This is a genomic window from Candidatus Syntrophosphaera thermopropionivorans, from assembly GCF_004353895.1.
In the GTDB taxonomy this organism is placed as follows: domain Bacteria; phylum Cloacimonadota; class Cloacimonadia; order Cloacimonadales; family Cloacimonadaceae; genus Syntrophosphaera; species Syntrophosphaera thermopropionivorans.
Window position 1 is genome coordinate 1 of sequence record NZ_SMOG01000027.1, and the last position, 16,601, is coordinate 16,601.

Below are 16,601 nucleotides of genomic sequence, written 5' to 3' on the forward strand. Positions count from 1 at the left end.
TAAAATCAGAGCCCCACACTCCCAAATTTGAGTACGGGGCTCTCGTTTTATAAAGCAAATAAGATATGAACATAAATAATCAGGTTAAATACCAGCAAAGAGGATGGGTTCAGTATCAGAACATAAAACTGGAGGTGGAAACTTCTGGGAATTATGTTCAAAAAGTGCATTTTACCTCTGAAGTTTATCCTACCATCAATCCTTCCCCCACTCTAAAAAAGGTATGCCAGCAGCTATTAGAGTATCTTCAAGGAAAGCGAAAGGAATTTACCGTCAAGATTGCTTTAGAAGGCACTGCTTTTCAAAAAAAAGTCTGGGAAGCAATGCAACATATTCCTTATGGAGAAATCTGTAGCTATAAAGATATCGCTATTGCTATTGGTAATCCTAAAGCTGCCTTAGCAATAGGTCAGGCAGCACGTAAAAATCCTGTTGCCATTATTATCCCCTGTCATCGTGTTATAGGTGTTAATGGTGATTTAAAAGGATATGCAGGTAGAATAGAGATAAAAGAATGGCTGCTAAACCTGGAAAAGGGGAACAAGGACAAATGATATTAGGAATTGGCGTTGACCTCGTTAAAATTGAACGTGTACGCAAGCTTTTGGATAACTATACAGAATTTATTACTCAAGTTTTCACAGCTGGAGAAATAGAATTCTGTCGGGCTAAAGCAGATTCAGCTTCGTCTTTTGCTGCACGATTTGCTGCTAAAGAGGCTATGATGAAGGCTCTGGGTACTGGCTGGAATGAAAAAGTTAACTGGTTGGATATTGAAGTTATAAATGAAAGGCAAGGCAAACCGATATTGAAGATAGGAGGAAAGACCCTACAATTGATGCAACAGATGGGAGTGCGTCAAACTCATCTGTCCCTTTCTCATGAGCGAGATTATGCCCTTGCCTTTGTTGTTCTGGAAGGTGAGAAACTTGACAATACAGATAATGATGTATAATGGCTCAAAAATAAGGTGGTAAAAATGCAATGTTTCGTATTCTTAGGAATTCAAGGCAGTGGTAAAGGCACTCAGGCAGAACTATTGAGTGAAAGAATAAATTTTCAGCATATAAATATCGGAGATTTATTAAGAGAACAGGTGATGAAAAGGACAGAGCTTGGCTTAAAAGTACAGGATATAATTGGACGAGGAGATTTAGTCCCTGATGCGCTGGTTTTTGAGATAGTAGAAAGCTCTTTAAATCCAGACCGAAAAGGGATAGTATTTGATGGATTTCCTCGCACTTTGGTGCAAGCTAAGTATCTGGTTGAACATTTTGAAGTGCTTCAGGTCTTCTTTTTAGAACTGGGAGAAGATGAAGCTATCGCACGTTTATCTTCGCGAAGAGTTTGTCCTGCTTGTGGTGCAAATTACAATATATTGACTAATAAACCTAATAAAGATAACTTCTGCGATGTTTGCGGAACAGAATTAATTATCCGTCAGGATGACCAACCAGAGGTTATCTCCCGAAGGGTAAAAGAATTTTATGAACAGACTCTGGCTCTGAAAGAATTCTTCGCTAAACGAGGAATACTTTCGGTTATAGACGCCAGTGAACATATAGAAGAAATAGCAGCTAAAATTGCTGATATTGCTGAGAGATTGCTGAAAAAATAAATGAATAAGATATCGCAACAGGTTCTAAAAGCCATAGAAATTTTAGCGTATCTAGTGGCTCTCTGGAGCTTGCTGGTCCTATTTTTAGAACCAGTTATCAGTTATTATGCAGATTTTGCTAAGGTGGAGAACTACACAGCCTGGGCAAACCTGTTGCTACTTGCTCTGGCAATCATTAATCGTTTACTTCTCAGGGAAGGCAAAGGTATTAGCGGAGCTATTATCTTTGATATAATTATGTTAGTAGTAGGGTTAGTAATACTGGTCTATAATGCAAAGTTTGTGATTTTCTTATTACTCATTCGTCAGACCTATTACTTTCTCCAGTTTATACTTTTCCGTTTTTCCGAGGGAAAGATATATCTCTGGCTATCTTCTAATCCTCCTATTACCTTACTATTGAGTTTTTTATTAGTGATATTTCTGGGAACTATTCTTTTGATGTTGCCTGTTTCTTCTACTTATAATAGAGTCACACCTTTTGTGGACGCACTCTTTACTGCCACTTCTGCCACCTGCGTTACAGGTTTAACCGTTGTTCCTACCGGTTCACATTTCAGTCTTTTTGGTCAGATAATTATTCTTTTACTTATCCAGACGGGAGGTCTGGGAATAATGACTCTGTCCACAGCTTTTGCTCTTTTACTGGGAAGAAGCATCAACCTGAAACTGAAAAATGTGATGACTCAGGTTATGGGTGGAACTACCAGAATAAATATCTTTCAGCTTTTAAAGAATATCATTATTGCTACTGCTATCATAGAAGCCTGTGGTGCGATAGTTTTATTTACCAAATTTGCTCAGGACTTTCCCATCCGTGAGGCTATTTATTATTCCATATTCCATTCCATATCAGCTTTCTGTAATGCTGGTTTTTCACCCTTTGAGAATAGTATGATGAGGTATTCTGATAGCATAATAATTAGCCTGGGAATGCCATTATTGATATTTTTGGGGGGCTTGGGATTTACTGTGATCCTGGACCTGTATCGGTATTTCTTTAAACCACAGAAAGTGCGAAAATTAAGTCTACATTCAAAAATTGTGTTGACTACCACCGCTATTTTAATAATTATCGGATTGATAGCTTTCTTTATTCTGGAATATAATAATACCATGAAGGGTTTTTCCTTTAAGCATCGCTTTCTTGCTTCTTTATTTCAATCTGTAACTCCACGCACCGCAGGATTCAATACCATTGATAATGGACTTTTAAATAAAGGTTCGGTTTTGATGACTCTGCTACTGATGTTTATAGGTGCATCTCCCGGTTCTACTGGAGGTGGAATTAAGACCACCACTTTGGCTGTACTGGCATTAACCATTATTTCTATGCTTAAAGGAAGAAAAGATATCAGTGTATTTAAACGCCGTATACCCAAAGACAATTTCAGGGAAGCAAGTGGTCTGGTATTTTTAGCTGCCACTGTTATCTTTGTAATTGTGATGATTCTAATGATGGTAGAGCCTTTCAGCTTTGAAGATATTATTTTTGAATCAATATCAGCATTCGGAACTGTTGGTCTGTCTCGTGGAATAACTCCCTCTTTATCATCACTGGGTAAGATTTTAATTACTTTATTAATGTACATAGGCAGAGTAGGTCCTCTTACTCTGATTTATGCCTTTGCAAAAAGAAGAAATCATAGCAATATAAATTATGCTGAGGAATCCATAGCCATAGGCTGAGGAGGAAATATGGCAAGCTATGCCGTTATTGGACTTGGAAGATTTGGGATGACTGTAGCCACAATTCTGGCAGAAACTGGAATGGAAGTTTTAGCTATTGATAAAGACCAGTCGCTGGTTGATGCTATTAGTGGTAAAGTCACCCAAGCTATATGTATGAATTCTACCGATGAAGATGCCTTACGCAATCTTAATCTGGATGAAATGGATGCAGTAATTCTGGGAATTGGCAGTAATATAGAAGAATCTGTCCTAACTGCTGCTATCCTGAAAAAGATTGGAGTGGGTATGATACATGCTAAGGTGGAAAACGAATTACACGGAAGAATCCTGGAATTAATTGGGGTGCAGAGAGTGCTGCTTCCAGAAAAAATTGTGGGAACTCAACTGGCTAAGACTCTAAGCTCCAGAAATATACTGGAATACCTAACTCTTACTACTGGACTGGGAGTTATGGAACTTTTAGCTCCTCCAGAATTTGTAGGAAAAACCTTGCAAGAACTTGCTCTTCCCACCACCCGTAAGATTAATGTAATCGCTATAAAATATAATTATCTAACCGTAACAGATGAAGGAAAAAACTTGATAGAACAAAGAATGAATGAAATGCCTGGTGCTAATGATGTCGTAAATGAAGGAGATATCCTGGTATTGATGGGTAAAATTAAGGACCTGGATAACCTTGTGGATGATTTAGCCCAAAGGAAGGAGTTGTTATGAAACGGTCTCTTTCTTCATTATATCACCTGATTATAGTAGCCATTTTAGTCCTGATTCTTCTGGAAACAGCTATCTTGATAGTTATTTCTACCAACGCAAAAGATTTAACTAACCTCATAAACGATATTCAAACTGCAGTAATTGTATTTGCTTTAATCCTGTTTATCTATTGTATTGTGGTCTACAATCTCATTCCTGCCAATATCAAGAAATTTAATCAACATATGGTTAAGCTAATCAATGAAATTGCACATGGAAACTACAATGCCAATATAGATAAGGCAATTGAAGACTATTCCTTTGACCCGGAAAAACTATCACTTTTAAGCAGTCTAAAGAATATGTTGCGCAGCATTAATGGTTTTGACCAGGCAAAAGAATGGAAGATTTATGAACAGGACCAGAGAATCAAGCAACTGATAAATCTTATACCCCAGGGAGTGCTTATTGCTCTTTCTAATGGGGAGATTAGCTATTATAACAATTTCTTAAGGCAGAGATATCCATTACTGAGTGATATTCGGAATATTAATGATATGAACTTTAAAAATGATTTTGATCGTAGGATATTTCAAAAAATAGCTGATGCCTTGCGTTATGGAGATAATCTCTATGACTGTAAGATTCCAGACCAAGACTATAAAAGATTAGCAATAATAAAAGGTTCTATGGTTCGCAATTTGAAAGGTGAACCAACTGGAGGAGTCTTCCTCCTATCTTTTGAGGAACATGTCTGATAAAGTTCAAGTTATTTACGAATGTGAAGATTCTATGCGACTGGATAAGTTCCTGGCAGGACTAAATATACAGGAACTTTATAGCCGCACCTTTATAGAACATTTAATTGAAGAAGACCGGATAGTTGTAAATAAAATTCCCGTCAAAAAGAGCTATCTATTGAAGAAAGGTGATGAGATAGAAATATCTATCCCAGAACTTCCACCCACGGAAATAGTACCTCAAAACATTCCTCTGGAAGTAGTCTATGAAGATGAAGACTTGGCAATAATTAATAAAGTAGCAGGAATGATTGTGCATCCTGGCTATGGTATTGCTGATCACACGCTGGTAAATGCTATGGTCTATCGCTGGGGCAATCAGCTATCCAGTGGAAGAGACATTAATCGTCCAGGAATCGTTCATAGATTGGATAGGGGAACTTCTGGTCTAATGATAATAGCTAAAAATGACCCCACTCAGAGTGCTCTTTGCGAGATGCTTTCCCGCAGAGAAATAAAAAAGACCTATATTGCTATCACCTGTGGTATTCCTCATCCTTCTGAAGGAATAATAGATACTAATATCAGCAGGAGTATCAGCAATCCAAGAAAGATGTGTGTTAGTCAGCAAGGTCGTAGAGCTATTACCAGATACAAAGTTATCCAATATTATAACTTTTTTTCTCTGGTAAAGATAGGACTTGAAACGGGAAGAATGCATCAAATAAGAGTGCATTTTGCTCATCTCAAAAATCCTATCCTCGGTGATTTATTGTATAATAGTCATAAACAGGTTAAAACTTTAGTTCCAGAAAATATGAAACATAAAGTTTCCGAATTATTAACCGAACATCTATTGAGACAGGCATTGCATTCCTGGAGATTAGAATTTACTCATCCGATTTCAGGAAAACATCTGGACATTAAAGCTGAGCCACCAGAAGATTTTCAATACACTTTTAACTGGCTGGAACAATATTTCAGCTTAGATGCCAAAGTAAAAGATTTAAGAACAATATTAGAAGAAAATGAAGAGTGGTAATATGCAAGACCCTAAAGATAAAATAGAATTTTGCCCCATAGAAGAGGCAATTAATATCATTGCTGGTGGCGGAATGCTAATAGTGGTGGATGATGAGAACCGTGAAAATGAAGGAGACCTCTTAATGGCTGCTGAAGCAGTCACACCAGCTCAAGTAAACTTTATGATTACTCACGGAAAAGGTTTACTTTGTGTGCCTATGGAAGCAGAAGACCTCCAAAGATTACATATCCCTTTAATGACGAAATATAGCACCGACCGTCAGGGTACGAAGTTCACTATTTCAGTAGATGCAGTAGAAGGGACAACTACAGGGATTTCTGCTACGGAAAGAGCAAGAACCATCCGTACTCTGGCAAATCCTGAAAGTAAACCAGAAGATTTTCTCCGTCCAGGTCATATTTTCCCCTTACTTGCAGAAAAGGGTGGAGTCTTAAAAAGAGCTGGGCATACGGAAGCTGCCGTAGATTTGGCAAAAATGGCTGGACTTGCACCTGTGGGTGCTATTTGTGAAATTATCCGTGAAGATGGAGAAATGGCAAGGCTGGATGATTTAATTCCCTTTGCTAAAAAATTCGGACTTAGAATAGTAACTATAGCAGACCTGATTAATTACCGCAGGCATAAAGAAAAACTCGTCAGATGTGAATCACGTGCTAAACTTCCAACTTTTTATGGAGATTTTGATATCCTTACTTATGTTAGCACCGTTTCTGATGAATATCATATTGCCCTGGTTATGGGTGAAATTAAGAAAGATGAACCCACTTTGGTGCGCGTGCATTCTGAATGTCTCACTGGTGATGCTCTTTTTTCCCTTCGTTGTGATTGTGGAGAACAACTGAAGAAAGCATTTGAGCTTATTTCTGAAGAAGGAAAAGGAGTGATACTATATATGCGTCAGGAAGGAAGAGGAATAGGTTTATTAAATAAACTCCGTGCTTATCATTTACAGGATAATGGGATGGACACGGTGGAAGCGAACCTCAATCTTGGCTTTCCAGCAGACTTACGAGATTATGGTATAGGCGCTCAAATCCTTAAAGATCTCGGACTGAAAAAAATAAGGTTAATGACCAATAATCCAAAAAAGATTGTGGGTCTACAGGGTTATGGCTTAGAAATTGTTGAAAGGGTCCCCCTGGAAATACCGGCAAGAGATACTAATCTGGAATATCTGCAAACTAAGAAAAATAAACTTGGACATATTCTCAATCAGGTTTAAATTATAGTTAAAGGAGTTTTTATGCATTTTCTTCTATCGCTCCTCTTTGTGGTGGTAAACATTGCCCTGGCAATGTTTCTGGCTTATCTTTTTAAATGGGTCCTGTTTAATCCTAAGCCTAAAAAGTTTTTAGGCTGGCATATTCCCTTAACTCCAGGATTTATAGTTAAAAAAAGAGACCAGATATTTGCCAAGATATACGATGCTTTACAGGATTACTTGTATCAAGCGGAGAATCCTGGTTTACGCAGAGGCTATCTTTATGAATGGGAAGAACAGGTAAGATTAAGAGCTCTGGAACAGGTTTCTTTCATTGATAAAGTGCCTCTTTTACCTGCCAGTTTTAAGCGTAAAATAAAAAATGCTGTTGCTAATTCTGCAAGGAATACGGTCTCATTCATCTTTCGGAGAACTGTACCCCAGTTGCTGGAAAAATTCCAGGTAGAACATAAGCTGGAGCAACTGGATGCAAAAATTAGTAATGATGTTATCTATGGATATTTCCAGCAGTATATCTATAAACCCTTACTTATTGCTGCTGCAGTAGCAGGTTTGTTGATAGGAATTATAAATATGGTGCTTTACCTAATCTTAGTTTGAGGTATTAAATTAGGTAAAAGGATTCTACTTTTTTTTGAGTATAATACTTAAAAAACATTTATTAATCTTAAATTAAGGATTCTAATAATAGGAGATAATTGTATGGAAGAACAATATAATAGAGTACCGAGAACTCTTCCCGTATTGCATATGAGCAATGTGGTGATGTTTCCGTATCTGCTTATGCCTCTTGTGGTTTCTGATGAAGAGTCCCGGCAAGTAATTGACTATGCTCTCTCTCAGGATAAAACTATGGCGTTTTTCCTGGATAAAGATAAATCCAGTCCTAATGACCTGGGACTTAATGAAATTGGTTGTGCTGTAACTATTTTAAGAATGCTGCGAAATCATGATGGGTCTATTAGCCTATTACTGCAAGGAACTTCACGTATCCGTTTGCAGCGGGCGGTACAAAGAGAACCTTTTATCATTGTTGATGTAGAAAGCATTCCCGAACCTGCTGATGATGATACTGAAGTGCGTGCTTATAAGAGTATTGCTATTGAGCTTCTGGAAAAAATAGCTACGGAAAATAACCTTATCAGTCCAGAAATAATCCCAGGACTTAATAATATTAAGCAAGCTGGAAGGGTAGCGGATATCATTGCTGGTAATCTGGATTTACCAGTGGAAGACCGTCAAGCTATCCTGGAAGCTATAGACTTGAAACAAAGATTCAAATACCTGAATAATTGTATGGCTGAAATGATTCGTAAGATGCGTCTGGAAAATACTATCCGTAGTAACATTCAACTGGAAATGAGTCAAGACCAGCGTCGTTATTATTTGAGAGAACAACTGGACGCTATCAGAAAAGAATTAGGCGAAAGCGATGAGGTTAGCAAAGAAGTCCTGAAATGGAAGGAATTGATTGAAAAGAACAATCTTCCTGACTATGTAAAGGATGTGGCTTATGAGGAATTGGAACATCTTGCCACGATGCAACCTGCTGCAAGTGAATATGCAGTCGTTCGTAATTATCTGGAATGGATAGTTAATCTTCCCTGGCGCACTTACAGTAAAGACCGACTGGATCTCAATAAGATTGAGCAAATCCTGCAAAAAGACCACTATGGATTGCTAAAGCCAAAAGAAAGGATTCTGGAATACATTGCCGTCAAAAAATTAAAAGGACATTTGAAAGGACCTATCCTATGCTTTGTTGGACCTCCAGGAACCGGTAAAACTTCTATTGGACAATCAGTAGCACGAGCATTGAATCGGAAATTCATCCGTATGTCTCTGGGTGGTATTCACGATGAAGCAGAAATCAGAGGTCATCGCAGAACCTATATCGGCGCAATGCCAGGTAAGATTATTATGGAAATAAAACGCTGTGGAACAGCTAATCCAGTGTTTATGCTGGATGAAATAGATAAACTGGGACGTGATTTTAGAGGTGATCCAGCTTCCGCTTTATTAGAAGTTCTGGACCCGGAACAGAATCATAGCTTTGTAGATAATTACATCAATCTTCCTTTTGACCTTTCAGAAGTGATGTTTATTACCACCGCTAATTCTCTGGATACAATTCCACCTGCTCTTAGAGATAGGATGGAAATAATAGAATTCAATAGCTATCTGGAAAATGAGAAAGTGGAGATCGCCCGTCATTACTTGATTCCCAAGGAAAAGGATGCCAATGGATTGAAAAACCAGAAAATCATCTTCCGCAAATCTGCCTTACAAGAAATCATTCGTTATTATGTGCGAGAAGCCGGTGTGCGAAATCTACAAAGACGTATTGGCTCCATTTTCCGTAAGATAGCTCGTGAAGTAGCTAAAGGTGACACACATCCCCGAGTAATTGATGCTAAAAGTATAAATTCCTATTTAGGACCACGAGTATTCACTCTGGAGATGGCTAATCGCAAACCAGAAGTGGGTATAGCCACAGGACTTGCCTGGACTGGATTCGGAGGAGAGATTCTTTTCTGTGAAACTATCAAGATGCCCGGAAAAGGAAATATAATCCTAACTGGCTTGTTAGGTGAAGTTATGAAAGAATCTGCCCGCATAGCTCTAAGTTATCTGAAAGCCAACTATCAAAGATATGGTTTAGACCCTTCAGAGTTTGATAAGTATGATATTCATATTCACTTCCCTTCAGGAGCTGTACCTAAGGATGGTCCCTCGGCAGGTATAACCTTAACTACTGCTCTTGCCTCTCTATTTACAGGTAGAAAAGTGAAACATGATATTGCGATGACTGGAGAAATCACTTTAACTGGTAAAATTCTGGGAATTGGTGGTCTTAATGAGAAAATGCTTGCTGCAAAAAGAGCAGGCATTAATAAGCTCATTCTACCCAGAGAAAATGAACCTACTATAAGTGATTTTCCCAAAGATATTCTGGAAGGTATGGAAATAACCTGGGTATCCGATATCAAAGAAGTTCTGGATAAAGTGCTTCTGCCTTCTGAAACTATGAAAACAGAGGCCCAGCAAAAGGGAAGAGTAAGAATTAAAGAAAAAGATCAGGTTAAACCACAGGTCGCTATAGCCTGATGGAAAAATATCCTACTATACAGATATTATTAAATCTGCCGCAAAAATATATTCCCAAGGCAGAGTTTGTTTTGCGCACCTATTGTAGCATTCTGCGCCTGCATCCTCAATTTGATTATGGCAGGCGCAGAGAGGGTGTGCATCTATATTACGGTTCACAAACAGCGCAGGAATATCCCATCAAGATTTATTTCAATGAGGAAACTGCCGATTTTTTTGACCGTCTGGAATTATATCCTCTCAATAAAGTTAATTTCTATTCCTACCGTAATGAATATATCCCCTTTCTTTTCTCACAATCGGGACCTATCTTTTCTTTTGGACCTCAAAATGTAATTTTTAGAAAAGATATCATTGCCAGTGGTTTCTATTTCCTCTCTTGCTGGCATGAATATATTCTAAGTTTGAGGGGGGAAAGCAATCACCGGGTTGATTTTCGTCAATCATTACAATACCGATGGGATTTTATAGATATTCCCGTCATTGATGTATATTGTCAGATGCTATGGTATGCTATGGGTATTTCACTACCTCAATTTATCAGAGAAATTGACTGGGATGGAGACAAACGATTTTCTATATCCATTTCTCACGATATTGATTACTGGAACTACTGGATTGGAAAACAGAAGATTGATAGCCTGCTTTATAATTTACGAACCTGGTATAAAAGACCTTTCGCTGCAACTTATAAGATTATAGGACATACCTTCCATAAAAACTTAATTCATAATCCTCGCAGACAATTACACTGGATTAAATCTAAAGAAGAAAAACTTGGTGTCAAATCCACCTGGTTTCTCTTCGGAAAAGATGATTTTGACGATGAACGAAGAAATTATATAGGCAATCCTGAAATCCGGGAAATCTTGCTGGATTTATTAAAGGATCAAGAAGTTGGTCTGCATGGCAGTCCAGAAGCAGCTTTTGATGTAAATGTTCTTCTTTCAGAATTACATCGCTTACAAAATGCAGGATTTGAGGTGAAAGGCTATCGCTCACATTATCTTTGTTTTGATTATCAAAAGAGCTTCAAAATCCTGGAACAAGCAGGAATCCAGTATGATTCCACTCTTGGCTACTGGGAAAGCATTGGATTTAGAGCAGGAATCTCCTTTCCTTTCTATCCTTTTAATATTGAAGAAAATAGACCCTTCCGTGTCCTGGAAATTCCCTTAATTGTTATGGATACAACTCTCTATTCCAAAAAAGCAATGAATTTAACCCCTAATTCAGCGGTAAGAAAACTTAAAAGAATGGTTAACCTCGCTGAGCGGTATCAATCTCATCTTTCATTGCTCTGGCACAATGTCAATTTTGACCCCATAGATTTCCCTTTCTGGGGAAGCGTTTATTGGTCTATCCTGCGTTATGCCATTAAAAAGAATGGATGGATTACCACTCTCAATGACATATATAACGAATGGGTTACCCTAAGCTGATTCTTATCTATTGATTATGCGAACTTTTATCTTTACTGCACTCTGGAAAATCTTCTATGTAATCTTTATGCTGATAATTTTTCTCTTTTTATTATTATTGGTTCTTTGTAAACCTTTCTTACCACCTTTAAAATACTATCAATTAGCCCATTATGTAGGAAAAATCTGGGGAAGAATCACTATTATAACTACAGGTTCTAAAGTGAAAATCACGGGCAAAGAATTTATACCTAATGGTATACCAATTTGCTTTATTGGAAATCATCAGAATCTTTTTGATATTCCCGCTCTACTTGGTTATATAGGAAGACCTATAGGCTTCATCGCAAAAAAAGAGCTCTCTCGTATCCCTATCTTAGGTCAATGGATGCGGCAAATGCCCAGTCTTTTTATTGACCGTGAAAATCCTCGCCAAGCTTTAGAAGTTTTTAAACAAGCTGCAGAAATCATCAAACAAGGACAGCCTTTAGTCATCTTCCCTGAAGGTGGAAGAAGTGGAACTCCTTTGATGAGAAAGTTCCATAGAGGAAGTTTGAAGCTCCCTCAAATGGCTAATGCGACTATTGTTCCCTTCGCTATTGATGGCTCCTGGAAAATTATGGATGAAAAAACTTTTATCCATCCAGCTGAAATTAAAATCACTATCCTACCCCCAATCTCACCTCAAGATCCCATTTATCAAGATAACAAACTATTAGCCAATTACTTAGAATCAATAATCTCTGAAAATCTCTCTGCTTATAAATCGCAAAATACTCATTTTGAGTAAGTATTAAATATAATATTTCCCCACTCATTCAATTTAGAAATATCTTCTCAATAAATTATTATAGTTACCTTATATTATGACTATAATTGAATATAATCTATTTTAAGACCAGGAAGTTAGATTAATTTATTGTCTCTTTCCTCCCTCTTAGCACCATCTTAGCAAAAGAGCTAAGAAAGAGCTAAGGGAGAGCTAAGAAAGAGGTAATTTTTTTACCATGAACAAGGGATTAAATAATTATTATAGATATAATAAATAGTTAATAATAGACCGTAGATTAAATATAATAATGAATAATGGTATATAAAAGAAACTGTTAATAGACTATTCCTTGACAGATAAATAAAAACTAAAATAAAAAGGGAGCAGATTTTGTTCTTGCTCCCCGGGTAAGGTTATCTTTAGTTAATTAGATATAGGTTAGAATCTTATTAGCGTTGGAGATAAATTCTTTCAATTCATCACCACTAAAAGCTCCTTGCTCAAGCAAAGAAAGTTGATGCACATAATTGCATAAAGTTTTCACTTCTTCTTTCTTTCCAGCAGCATCCAGTTCAAGAATTTTCTTTATAATAGGATTTTCCTGATTTACCACTAAGGTGTGCGGTTTCAGCATACCTGGATTGGCATTATGAACGAAGGATTCCATATCATGCCAGCGACGCATAAACTCATTGAACACAATCATAGAGGGAATTTCTGGAGTTTTCAGGCTTTTCACTTCCACTTTCAGTTCGGTGTAAACATGGTCAAAAAGGTCATCCAGAGTAGATTTCCCTAATTGTTCACGGACAGCAGGTGGCATATCATAAAGATTAATAATGATACGGTCTCCCTCATTTTTTATATATGGAGCAAGAATATTAGCTGCTTGAGGATGTTTCTTCAAGAAATCGCCATAACTTTCTTTACTGAAAGAAGCTTCCACATTTTGTCCGAGAGCACGATAGAATATCTCCGTCAGTTTTTCTGAATCAGTCCGATTTTCCAGGTCTACCAGTTCTTTTTTATCTTTATTAATCAGTAAATCATTTAGCTCACTATCCACTCTCACAAACTCAATATTATCAAATTTATATTCCAGATGCTGATAGAGATGATTATCTAAAGGAGAATCCTGGAAGATAACTTCAAAACCCTGTTCCTTCATCAATTTCAGATAAGTAACCTGAGTATCTTCACTTGAAGCATACCAGATTCTGGTTTTATCACCTTCACTCTTATTTCTCGTCTTATACTCTTCCAGCGTTATATAATCTCCTGAAGCGGATTTAAATAGTATAATATCTTTCATTGCTTCAAAGAAATCGTCATCTTTAATCAAACCGAACTTGATGAAAGCATTAATATCCTTCCAGAGTTCTTCATACTTCTTGCGGTCTTCCTTGAAAATTTCATTAAAACGGTCAGCTACTTTTTTAACAATGTATCTACTAATCTTTTGCACTTGTGCATCGTTCTGCAGGAAACTACGGGAAACATTGAGAGGGATATCAGGAATATCAATACCCCCTTTTAATAAGAGCAAAAATTCAGGAATAAGCTCTTCCAGATTATCCGCAACGAACACATTGTTACAGTAGAGTTTTACTTCTCCTTTAAAGAAATCTGGTTCATTTCTTAACTTGGGAAAATATAGTATACCTTTTAAATTGAAGGGAAAATCTACATTGAGATGAATCCAGAAAACCGGGTCTTCCCAATCGTGAAATAACTTCTTGTAAAATTCCTTGTATTCTTCTTCTGAAATCTCCTGAGGCCTGCGATTCCAGAGAGCTTCCTTCATATTGACCTGTTTCCCTTTAAACATAATAGGCCAGGGAGTGAAATTACAATATTTTTCCAGAATTGCTTGAATTTTGGCTTCGTCGGCATAATTGAGGGAATCTTCATTCAAATATACCGTGACCGTTGTACCTACAGTTTTACGCTTACCTTCTTTCATTATATAATTGGTGCTACCATCACACTCCCAGTAGGCAGGCACACTATCCGGCAAATAGGAAAGTGAATCTATGGTAACCTTTTTGGCTACCATAAAGGTGGAATAAAAACCCAGACCAAAATGTCCAATGATGCTGTTTTGCACATCTTTGAATTTGGATACAAACTCTTCTGCTCCAGAAAAAGCTATTTGATTAATGTATTTCTTTATCTCTTCAGCAGTCATTCCTATTCCCGTATCCGATACTTCAATGGCATTCTTTTTGGTGTCTAACTTCACTTCAATTTTCATATCTTCTTCTTTGAATTCAGGGTCCGCATACTTTCTTTTATTAATCGCATCAACCGCATTAGAAATCAACTCTCGCAGGAAGATATCATGTTCTGAATACAACCACTGCTTGATAATAGGAAAGATATTCTCAGTATGTATACTAAGACTGCCTTTCTCTGTTTTTTTCTCAGCCATAATAAAAACTCCTTTTTCAAATTACTTATTTACTGATGATAAAATAAATGTAATAATGCAGGTGTCAAGGTAAAATTAGCACTTAGGCATTATGACTGCTAATTATTACTCTCTTCTCTTTACGCTTACGCTTTGGTTGCTTTCCACTCAGGATAGTTTATTTTATTGCTATAAGAGTAAATTTGAGGAGCAGAAAAAATGATAATGACTTTAACTAAAGACAACTTTGAAGAAATAGTGTCCAGAGGACCAGTAGTAGTAGATTTCTGGGCAGAATGGTGTGGACCTTGCCGAATGCTAGCTCCTACCATAGAAGAATTAGCTGAAGCTTATCCTGATATAACTTTTGCTAAATTAAATGTTGATGAATATCCAGAAATAGCATCCCGTCACGGTGTAATGAGTATACCTACTCTGATGTTCTTTAAGGATGGGGCATTAAAAGATACTTCAATTGGTGTGGTTCCAAAAGGGGTAATAGAAAAGAAGCTGGAATTAATTAGAGCATAAGATAGTGAGAATGGTATTTGAAAAGAAACGATTTTGTAAACCGTATTGAATATGTACTTTTTCGCTCTGGGTTATTTTTTCTCCGGATTTTACCTTATAAATGGGGAAAATGGCTTACCGTTAGATTATTCATCTGGATAGGATACGGATTTGGAATAAGAAGAAAGTTAGCAGCAAAGCAACTTCAGAAGGTTTATCCTTCAATGACAGAAGAACAAAGAAAGTCTCTTTTACGAGATATATACAGGAATATGGGGTTAACTTCCGCTGAATTATATTTGCAAAAGAAAGAAGACCTTATCTCATCTATAGAGTTGAAGGATACAGAAAATCTGGATAAAGCACTTTCTCTCGGACGAGGAGTTATTATTGCCACTGCTCATTTTGGAAATTGGGAAGCTGCAACAACCTTACCTGTTTTTGGATACCCACTTTCAGCTGTAGTCAAAAGACAACACAATCCATATTTTGACCGGTATAGCAATGCCCTTCGCACCCGTTATGGTATGAAAGTGATAGATTTAAAACATGGAGTTAAAGAGATTATTTCTCGCTTAAAAAATAATGAATTAGTAGCTTTAATCTGTGACCAGAATGCAGGTAAATCTGGCATTATCCTGGATTTTTTAGGCTATCCTGCTTCACATTGGAAAGGACCTGTAAAAATCTCTCTTAGATACCATATCCCTATCGTACCTGCATTTGCGCTTCGGAAGCCCGATGCTAAAATCCAGATTTGTTTTGAACCGATGATTTATTACCCGGAATTGCAAAATAATGAAGAAGGTTATATTTATTTATGGAAACAATTAAATCAGGTGATAGAGAGTTATATTCATCGTTATCCAGAACAATGGTTCTGGGTTCATAATAGATGGAAAGCTACTGATGCAATGAAAGACAACTCAATTAAGAATAGGAAAAAAGACTAAACTATAAAAGCATCTTCTGGTTTTAGGGATTCTTTTATTTTTTCACAAAGTTTTAAGTTGACAAGCCCTGCCATTCTGAAAATAAAGAATACTAAGAGGTTTACTATATATATGTTTATTGATCACCGGTATGAAGTTCTGGAAAGCTTAGGTAGAGGAAGATGGGCTAATGTATATAAAGTGCGAGACATACGTAACGATAATATGTATACTTTGAAGCTATTCCAATACCTTTCTTCCGAGGAATTTTACCGCTATTTTAAGCCTAAAGATATGCACCATATAACCAAAATAGAGCATCCTAATCTTAGTAAAATGGTAGATTTTGGCAATGTGGGAGACCATATCTATTCAGTTTCTGTCTTCTTTGATGGCATCACCTTGAATAGTTTCCACTTTAACAAGAGTAAGGTC

General features: G+C 37.0%; 15 protein-coding genes and 1 pseudogene. 15 read left to right on the plus strand and 1 reads right to left on the minus strand.

Annotated elements, in window-relative coordinates:
• The first annotated feature begins 65 nt into the window (after positions 1 to 65).
• The 12 genes from E0946_RS06475 to E0946_RS06530 all read left to right on the plus strand — a co-directional run bounded on the left by E0946_RS06475 (position 66) and on the right by E0946_RS06530 (position 12,332).
• Positions 66 to 554: a methylated-DNA--[protein]-cysteine S-methyltransferase gene (locus E0946_RS06475; RefSeq protein ID WP_133201660.1), complete on the plus strand. Its 489-nt coding sequence runs from the start codon at positions 66 to 68 to the stop codon at positions 552 to 554.
• Complete coding sequence (locus tag E0946_RS06480; protein ID WP_243713771.1) at positions 515 to 955, plus strand: holo-ACP synthase; 441 nt, start codon at positions 515 to 517, stop codon at positions 953 to 955. The genes E0946_RS06475 and E0946_RS06480 overlap by 40 nt, the downstream gene beginning before the upstream one ends.
• A gap of 24 nt (positions 956 to 979) precedes the next feature.
• Positions 980 to 1,618: an adenylate kinase family protein gene (locus E0946_RS06485; protein ID WP_133201661.1), complete on the plus strand. Its 639-nt coding sequence runs from the start codon at positions 980 to 982 to the stop codon at positions 1,616 to 1,618.
• Positions 1,619 to 3,307 carry a TrkH family potassium uptake protein gene (locus E0946_RS06490; RefSeq protein WP_133201662.1) on the plus strand — a complete coding sequence of 563 codons (1,689 nt, stop codon included), beginning with the start codon at positions 1,619 to 1,621 and terminating at the stop codon, positions 3,305 to 3,307.
• A 9-nt stretch (positions 3,308 to 3,316) separates the two neighbouring features.
• Positions 3,317 to 4,027, plus strand: coding sequence for a potassium channel family protein (locus tag E0946_RS06495; RefSeq protein WP_133201663.1), 711 nt, complete (start codon positions 3,317 to 3,319; stop codon positions 4,025 to 4,027).
• Complete coding sequence (locus E0946_RS06500; protein ID WP_133201664.1) at positions 4,024 to 4,764, plus strand: hypothetical protein; 741 nt, start codon at positions 4,024 to 4,026, stop codon at positions 4,762 to 4,764. The genes E0946_RS06495 and E0946_RS06500 overlap by 4 nt, the downstream gene beginning before the upstream one ends.
• Positions 4,757 to 5,788 (plus strand): RluA family pseudouridine synthase, encoded by a 1,032-nt coding sequence (locus E0946_RS06505; RefSeq protein WP_133201665.1) that lies wholly within the window; start codon positions 4,757 to 4,759, stop codon positions 5,786 to 5,788. The genes E0946_RS06500 and E0946_RS06505 overlap by 8 nt, the downstream gene beginning before the upstream one ends.
• Positions 5,775 to 7,013: a bifunctional 3,4-dihydroxy-2-butanone-4-phosphate synthase/GTP cyclohydrolase II gene (locus E0946_RS06510; protein WP_243713772.1), complete on the plus strand. Its 1,239-nt coding sequence runs from the start codon at positions 5,775 to 5,777 to the stop codon at positions 7,011 to 7,013. Before E0946_RS06505 ends, E0946_RS06510 begins: the two co-directional genes overlap by 14 nt.
• Before the next feature lie 21 nt (positions 7,014 to 7,034).
• Positions 7,035 to 7,613, plus strand: coding sequence for a DUF445 domain-containing protein (locus E0946_RS06515; protein WP_133201666.1), 579 nt, complete (start codon positions 7,035 to 7,037; stop codon positions 7,611 to 7,613).
• Between the two features lie 102 nt (positions 7,614 to 7,715).
• Positions 7,716 to 10,121, plus strand: coding sequence for an endopeptidase La (gene lon, locus E0946_RS06520; RefSeq protein WP_133201667.1), 2,406 nt, complete (start codon positions 7,716 to 7,718; stop codon positions 10,119 to 10,121).
• Complete coding sequence (locus E0946_RS06525; RefSeq protein WP_133201668.1) at positions 10,121 to 11,563, plus strand: polysaccharide deacetylase family protein; 1,443 nt, start codon at positions 10,121 to 10,123, stop codon at positions 11,561 to 11,563. Before lon ends, E0946_RS06525 begins: the two co-directional genes overlap by 1 nt.
• Before the next feature lie 16 nt (positions 11,564 to 11,579).
• Positions 11,580 to 12,332, plus strand: coding sequence for a lysophospholipid acyltransferase family protein (locus E0946_RS06530; protein ID WP_133201669.1), 753 nt, complete (start codon positions 11,580 to 11,582; stop codon positions 12,330 to 12,332).
• A 409-nt stretch (positions 12,333 to 12,741) separates the two neighbouring features.
• On the opposite strand, the gene htpG is transcribed toward E0946_RS06530, so the two are convergent.
• Positions 12,742 to 14,745 carry a molecular chaperone HtpG gene (gene htpG, locus E0946_RS06535; RefSeq protein ID WP_133201670.1) on the minus strand — a complete coding sequence of 668 codons (2,004 nt, stop codon included), beginning with the start codon at positions 14,743 to 14,745 and terminating at the stop codon, positions 12,742 to 12,744.
• 198 nt (positions 14,746 to 14,943) lie between these two features.
• On the opposite strand from htpG, the gene trxA reads away from it, so the two are divergent.
• The 3 genes and pseudogenes from trxA to E0946_RS06550 all read left to right on the plus strand — a co-directional run.
• Positions 14,944 to 15,255: a thioredoxin gene (trxA, locus tag E0946_RS06540; protein WP_133201671.1), complete on the plus strand. Its 312-nt coding sequence runs from the start codon at positions 14,944 to 14,946 to the stop codon at positions 15,253 to 15,255.
• A 17-nt stretch (positions 15,256 to 15,272) separates the two neighbouring features.
• Entirely contained in the window at positions 15,273 to 16,187 is a 915-nt protein-coding gene (locus E0946_RS06545; protein ID WP_133201672.1) for a lysophospholipid acyltransferase family protein, read from the plus strand.
• A gap of 111 nt (positions 16,188 to 16,298) precedes the next feature.
• Positions 16,299 to 16,601, plus strand: a pseudogene (locus tag E0946_RS06550) (hypothetical protein); the annotation flags it as partial.

What these genes read in the sequence shown, in the direction of transcription:
- E0946_RS06475 (WP_133201660.1), top strand. Translation starts at nt 66, where the DNA reads ATGAACATAAATAATCAGGTTAAATACCAGCAAAGAGGATGGGTTCAG.
- E0946_RS06480 (WP_243713771.1), top strand. Translation starts at nt 515, where the DNA reads ATGGCTGCTAAACCTGGAAAAGGGGAACAAGGACAAATGATATTAGGA.
- E0946_RS06485 (WP_133201661.1), top strand. Translation starts at nt 980, where the DNA reads ATGCAATGTTTCGTATTCTTAGGAATTCAAGGCAGTGGTAAAGGCACT.
- E0946_RS06490 (WP_133201662.1), top strand. Translation starts at nt 1,619, where the DNA reads ATGAATAAGATATCGCAACAGGTTCTAAAAGCCATAGAAATTTTAGCG.
- E0946_RS06495 (WP_133201663.1), top strand. Translation starts at nt 3,317, where the DNA reads ATGGCAAGCTATGCCGTTATTGGACTTGGAAGATTTGGGATGACTGTA.
- E0946_RS06500 (WP_133201664.1), top strand. Translation starts at nt 4,024, where the DNA reads ATGAAACGGTCTCTTTCTTCATTATATCACCTGATTATAGTAGCCATT.
- E0946_RS06505 (WP_133201665.1), top strand. Translation starts at nt 4,757, where the DNA reads ATGTCTGATAAAGTTCAAGTTATTTACGAATGTGAAGATTCTATGCGA.
- E0946_RS06510 (WP_243713772.1), top strand. Translation starts at nt 5,775, where the DNA reads ATGAAGAGTGGTAATATGCAAGACCCTAAAGATAAAATAGAATTTTGC.
- E0946_RS06515 (WP_133201666.1), top strand. Translation starts at nt 7,035, where the DNA reads ATGCATTTTCTTCTATCGCTCCTCTTTGTGGTGGTAAACATTGCCCTG.
- lon (WP_133201667.1), top strand. Translation starts at nt 7,716, where the DNA reads ATGGAAGAACAATATAATAGAGTACCGAGAACTCTTCCCGTATTGCAT.
- E0946_RS06525 (WP_133201668.1), top strand. Translation starts at nt 10,121, where the DNA reads ATGGAAAAATATCCTACTATACAGATATTATTAAATCTGCCGCAAAAA.
- E0946_RS06530 (WP_133201669.1), top strand. Translation starts at nt 11,580, where the DNA reads ATGCGAACTTTTATCTTTACTGCACTCTGGAAAATCTTCTATGTAATC.
- htpG (WP_133201670.1), bottom strand. Translation starts at nt 14,745, where the DNA reads ATGGCTGAGAAAAAAACAGAGAAAGGCAGTCTTAGTATACATACTGAG.
- trxA (WP_133201671.1), top strand. Translation starts at nt 14,944, where the DNA reads ATGATAATGACTTTAACTAAAGACAACTTTGAAGAAATAGTGTCCAGA.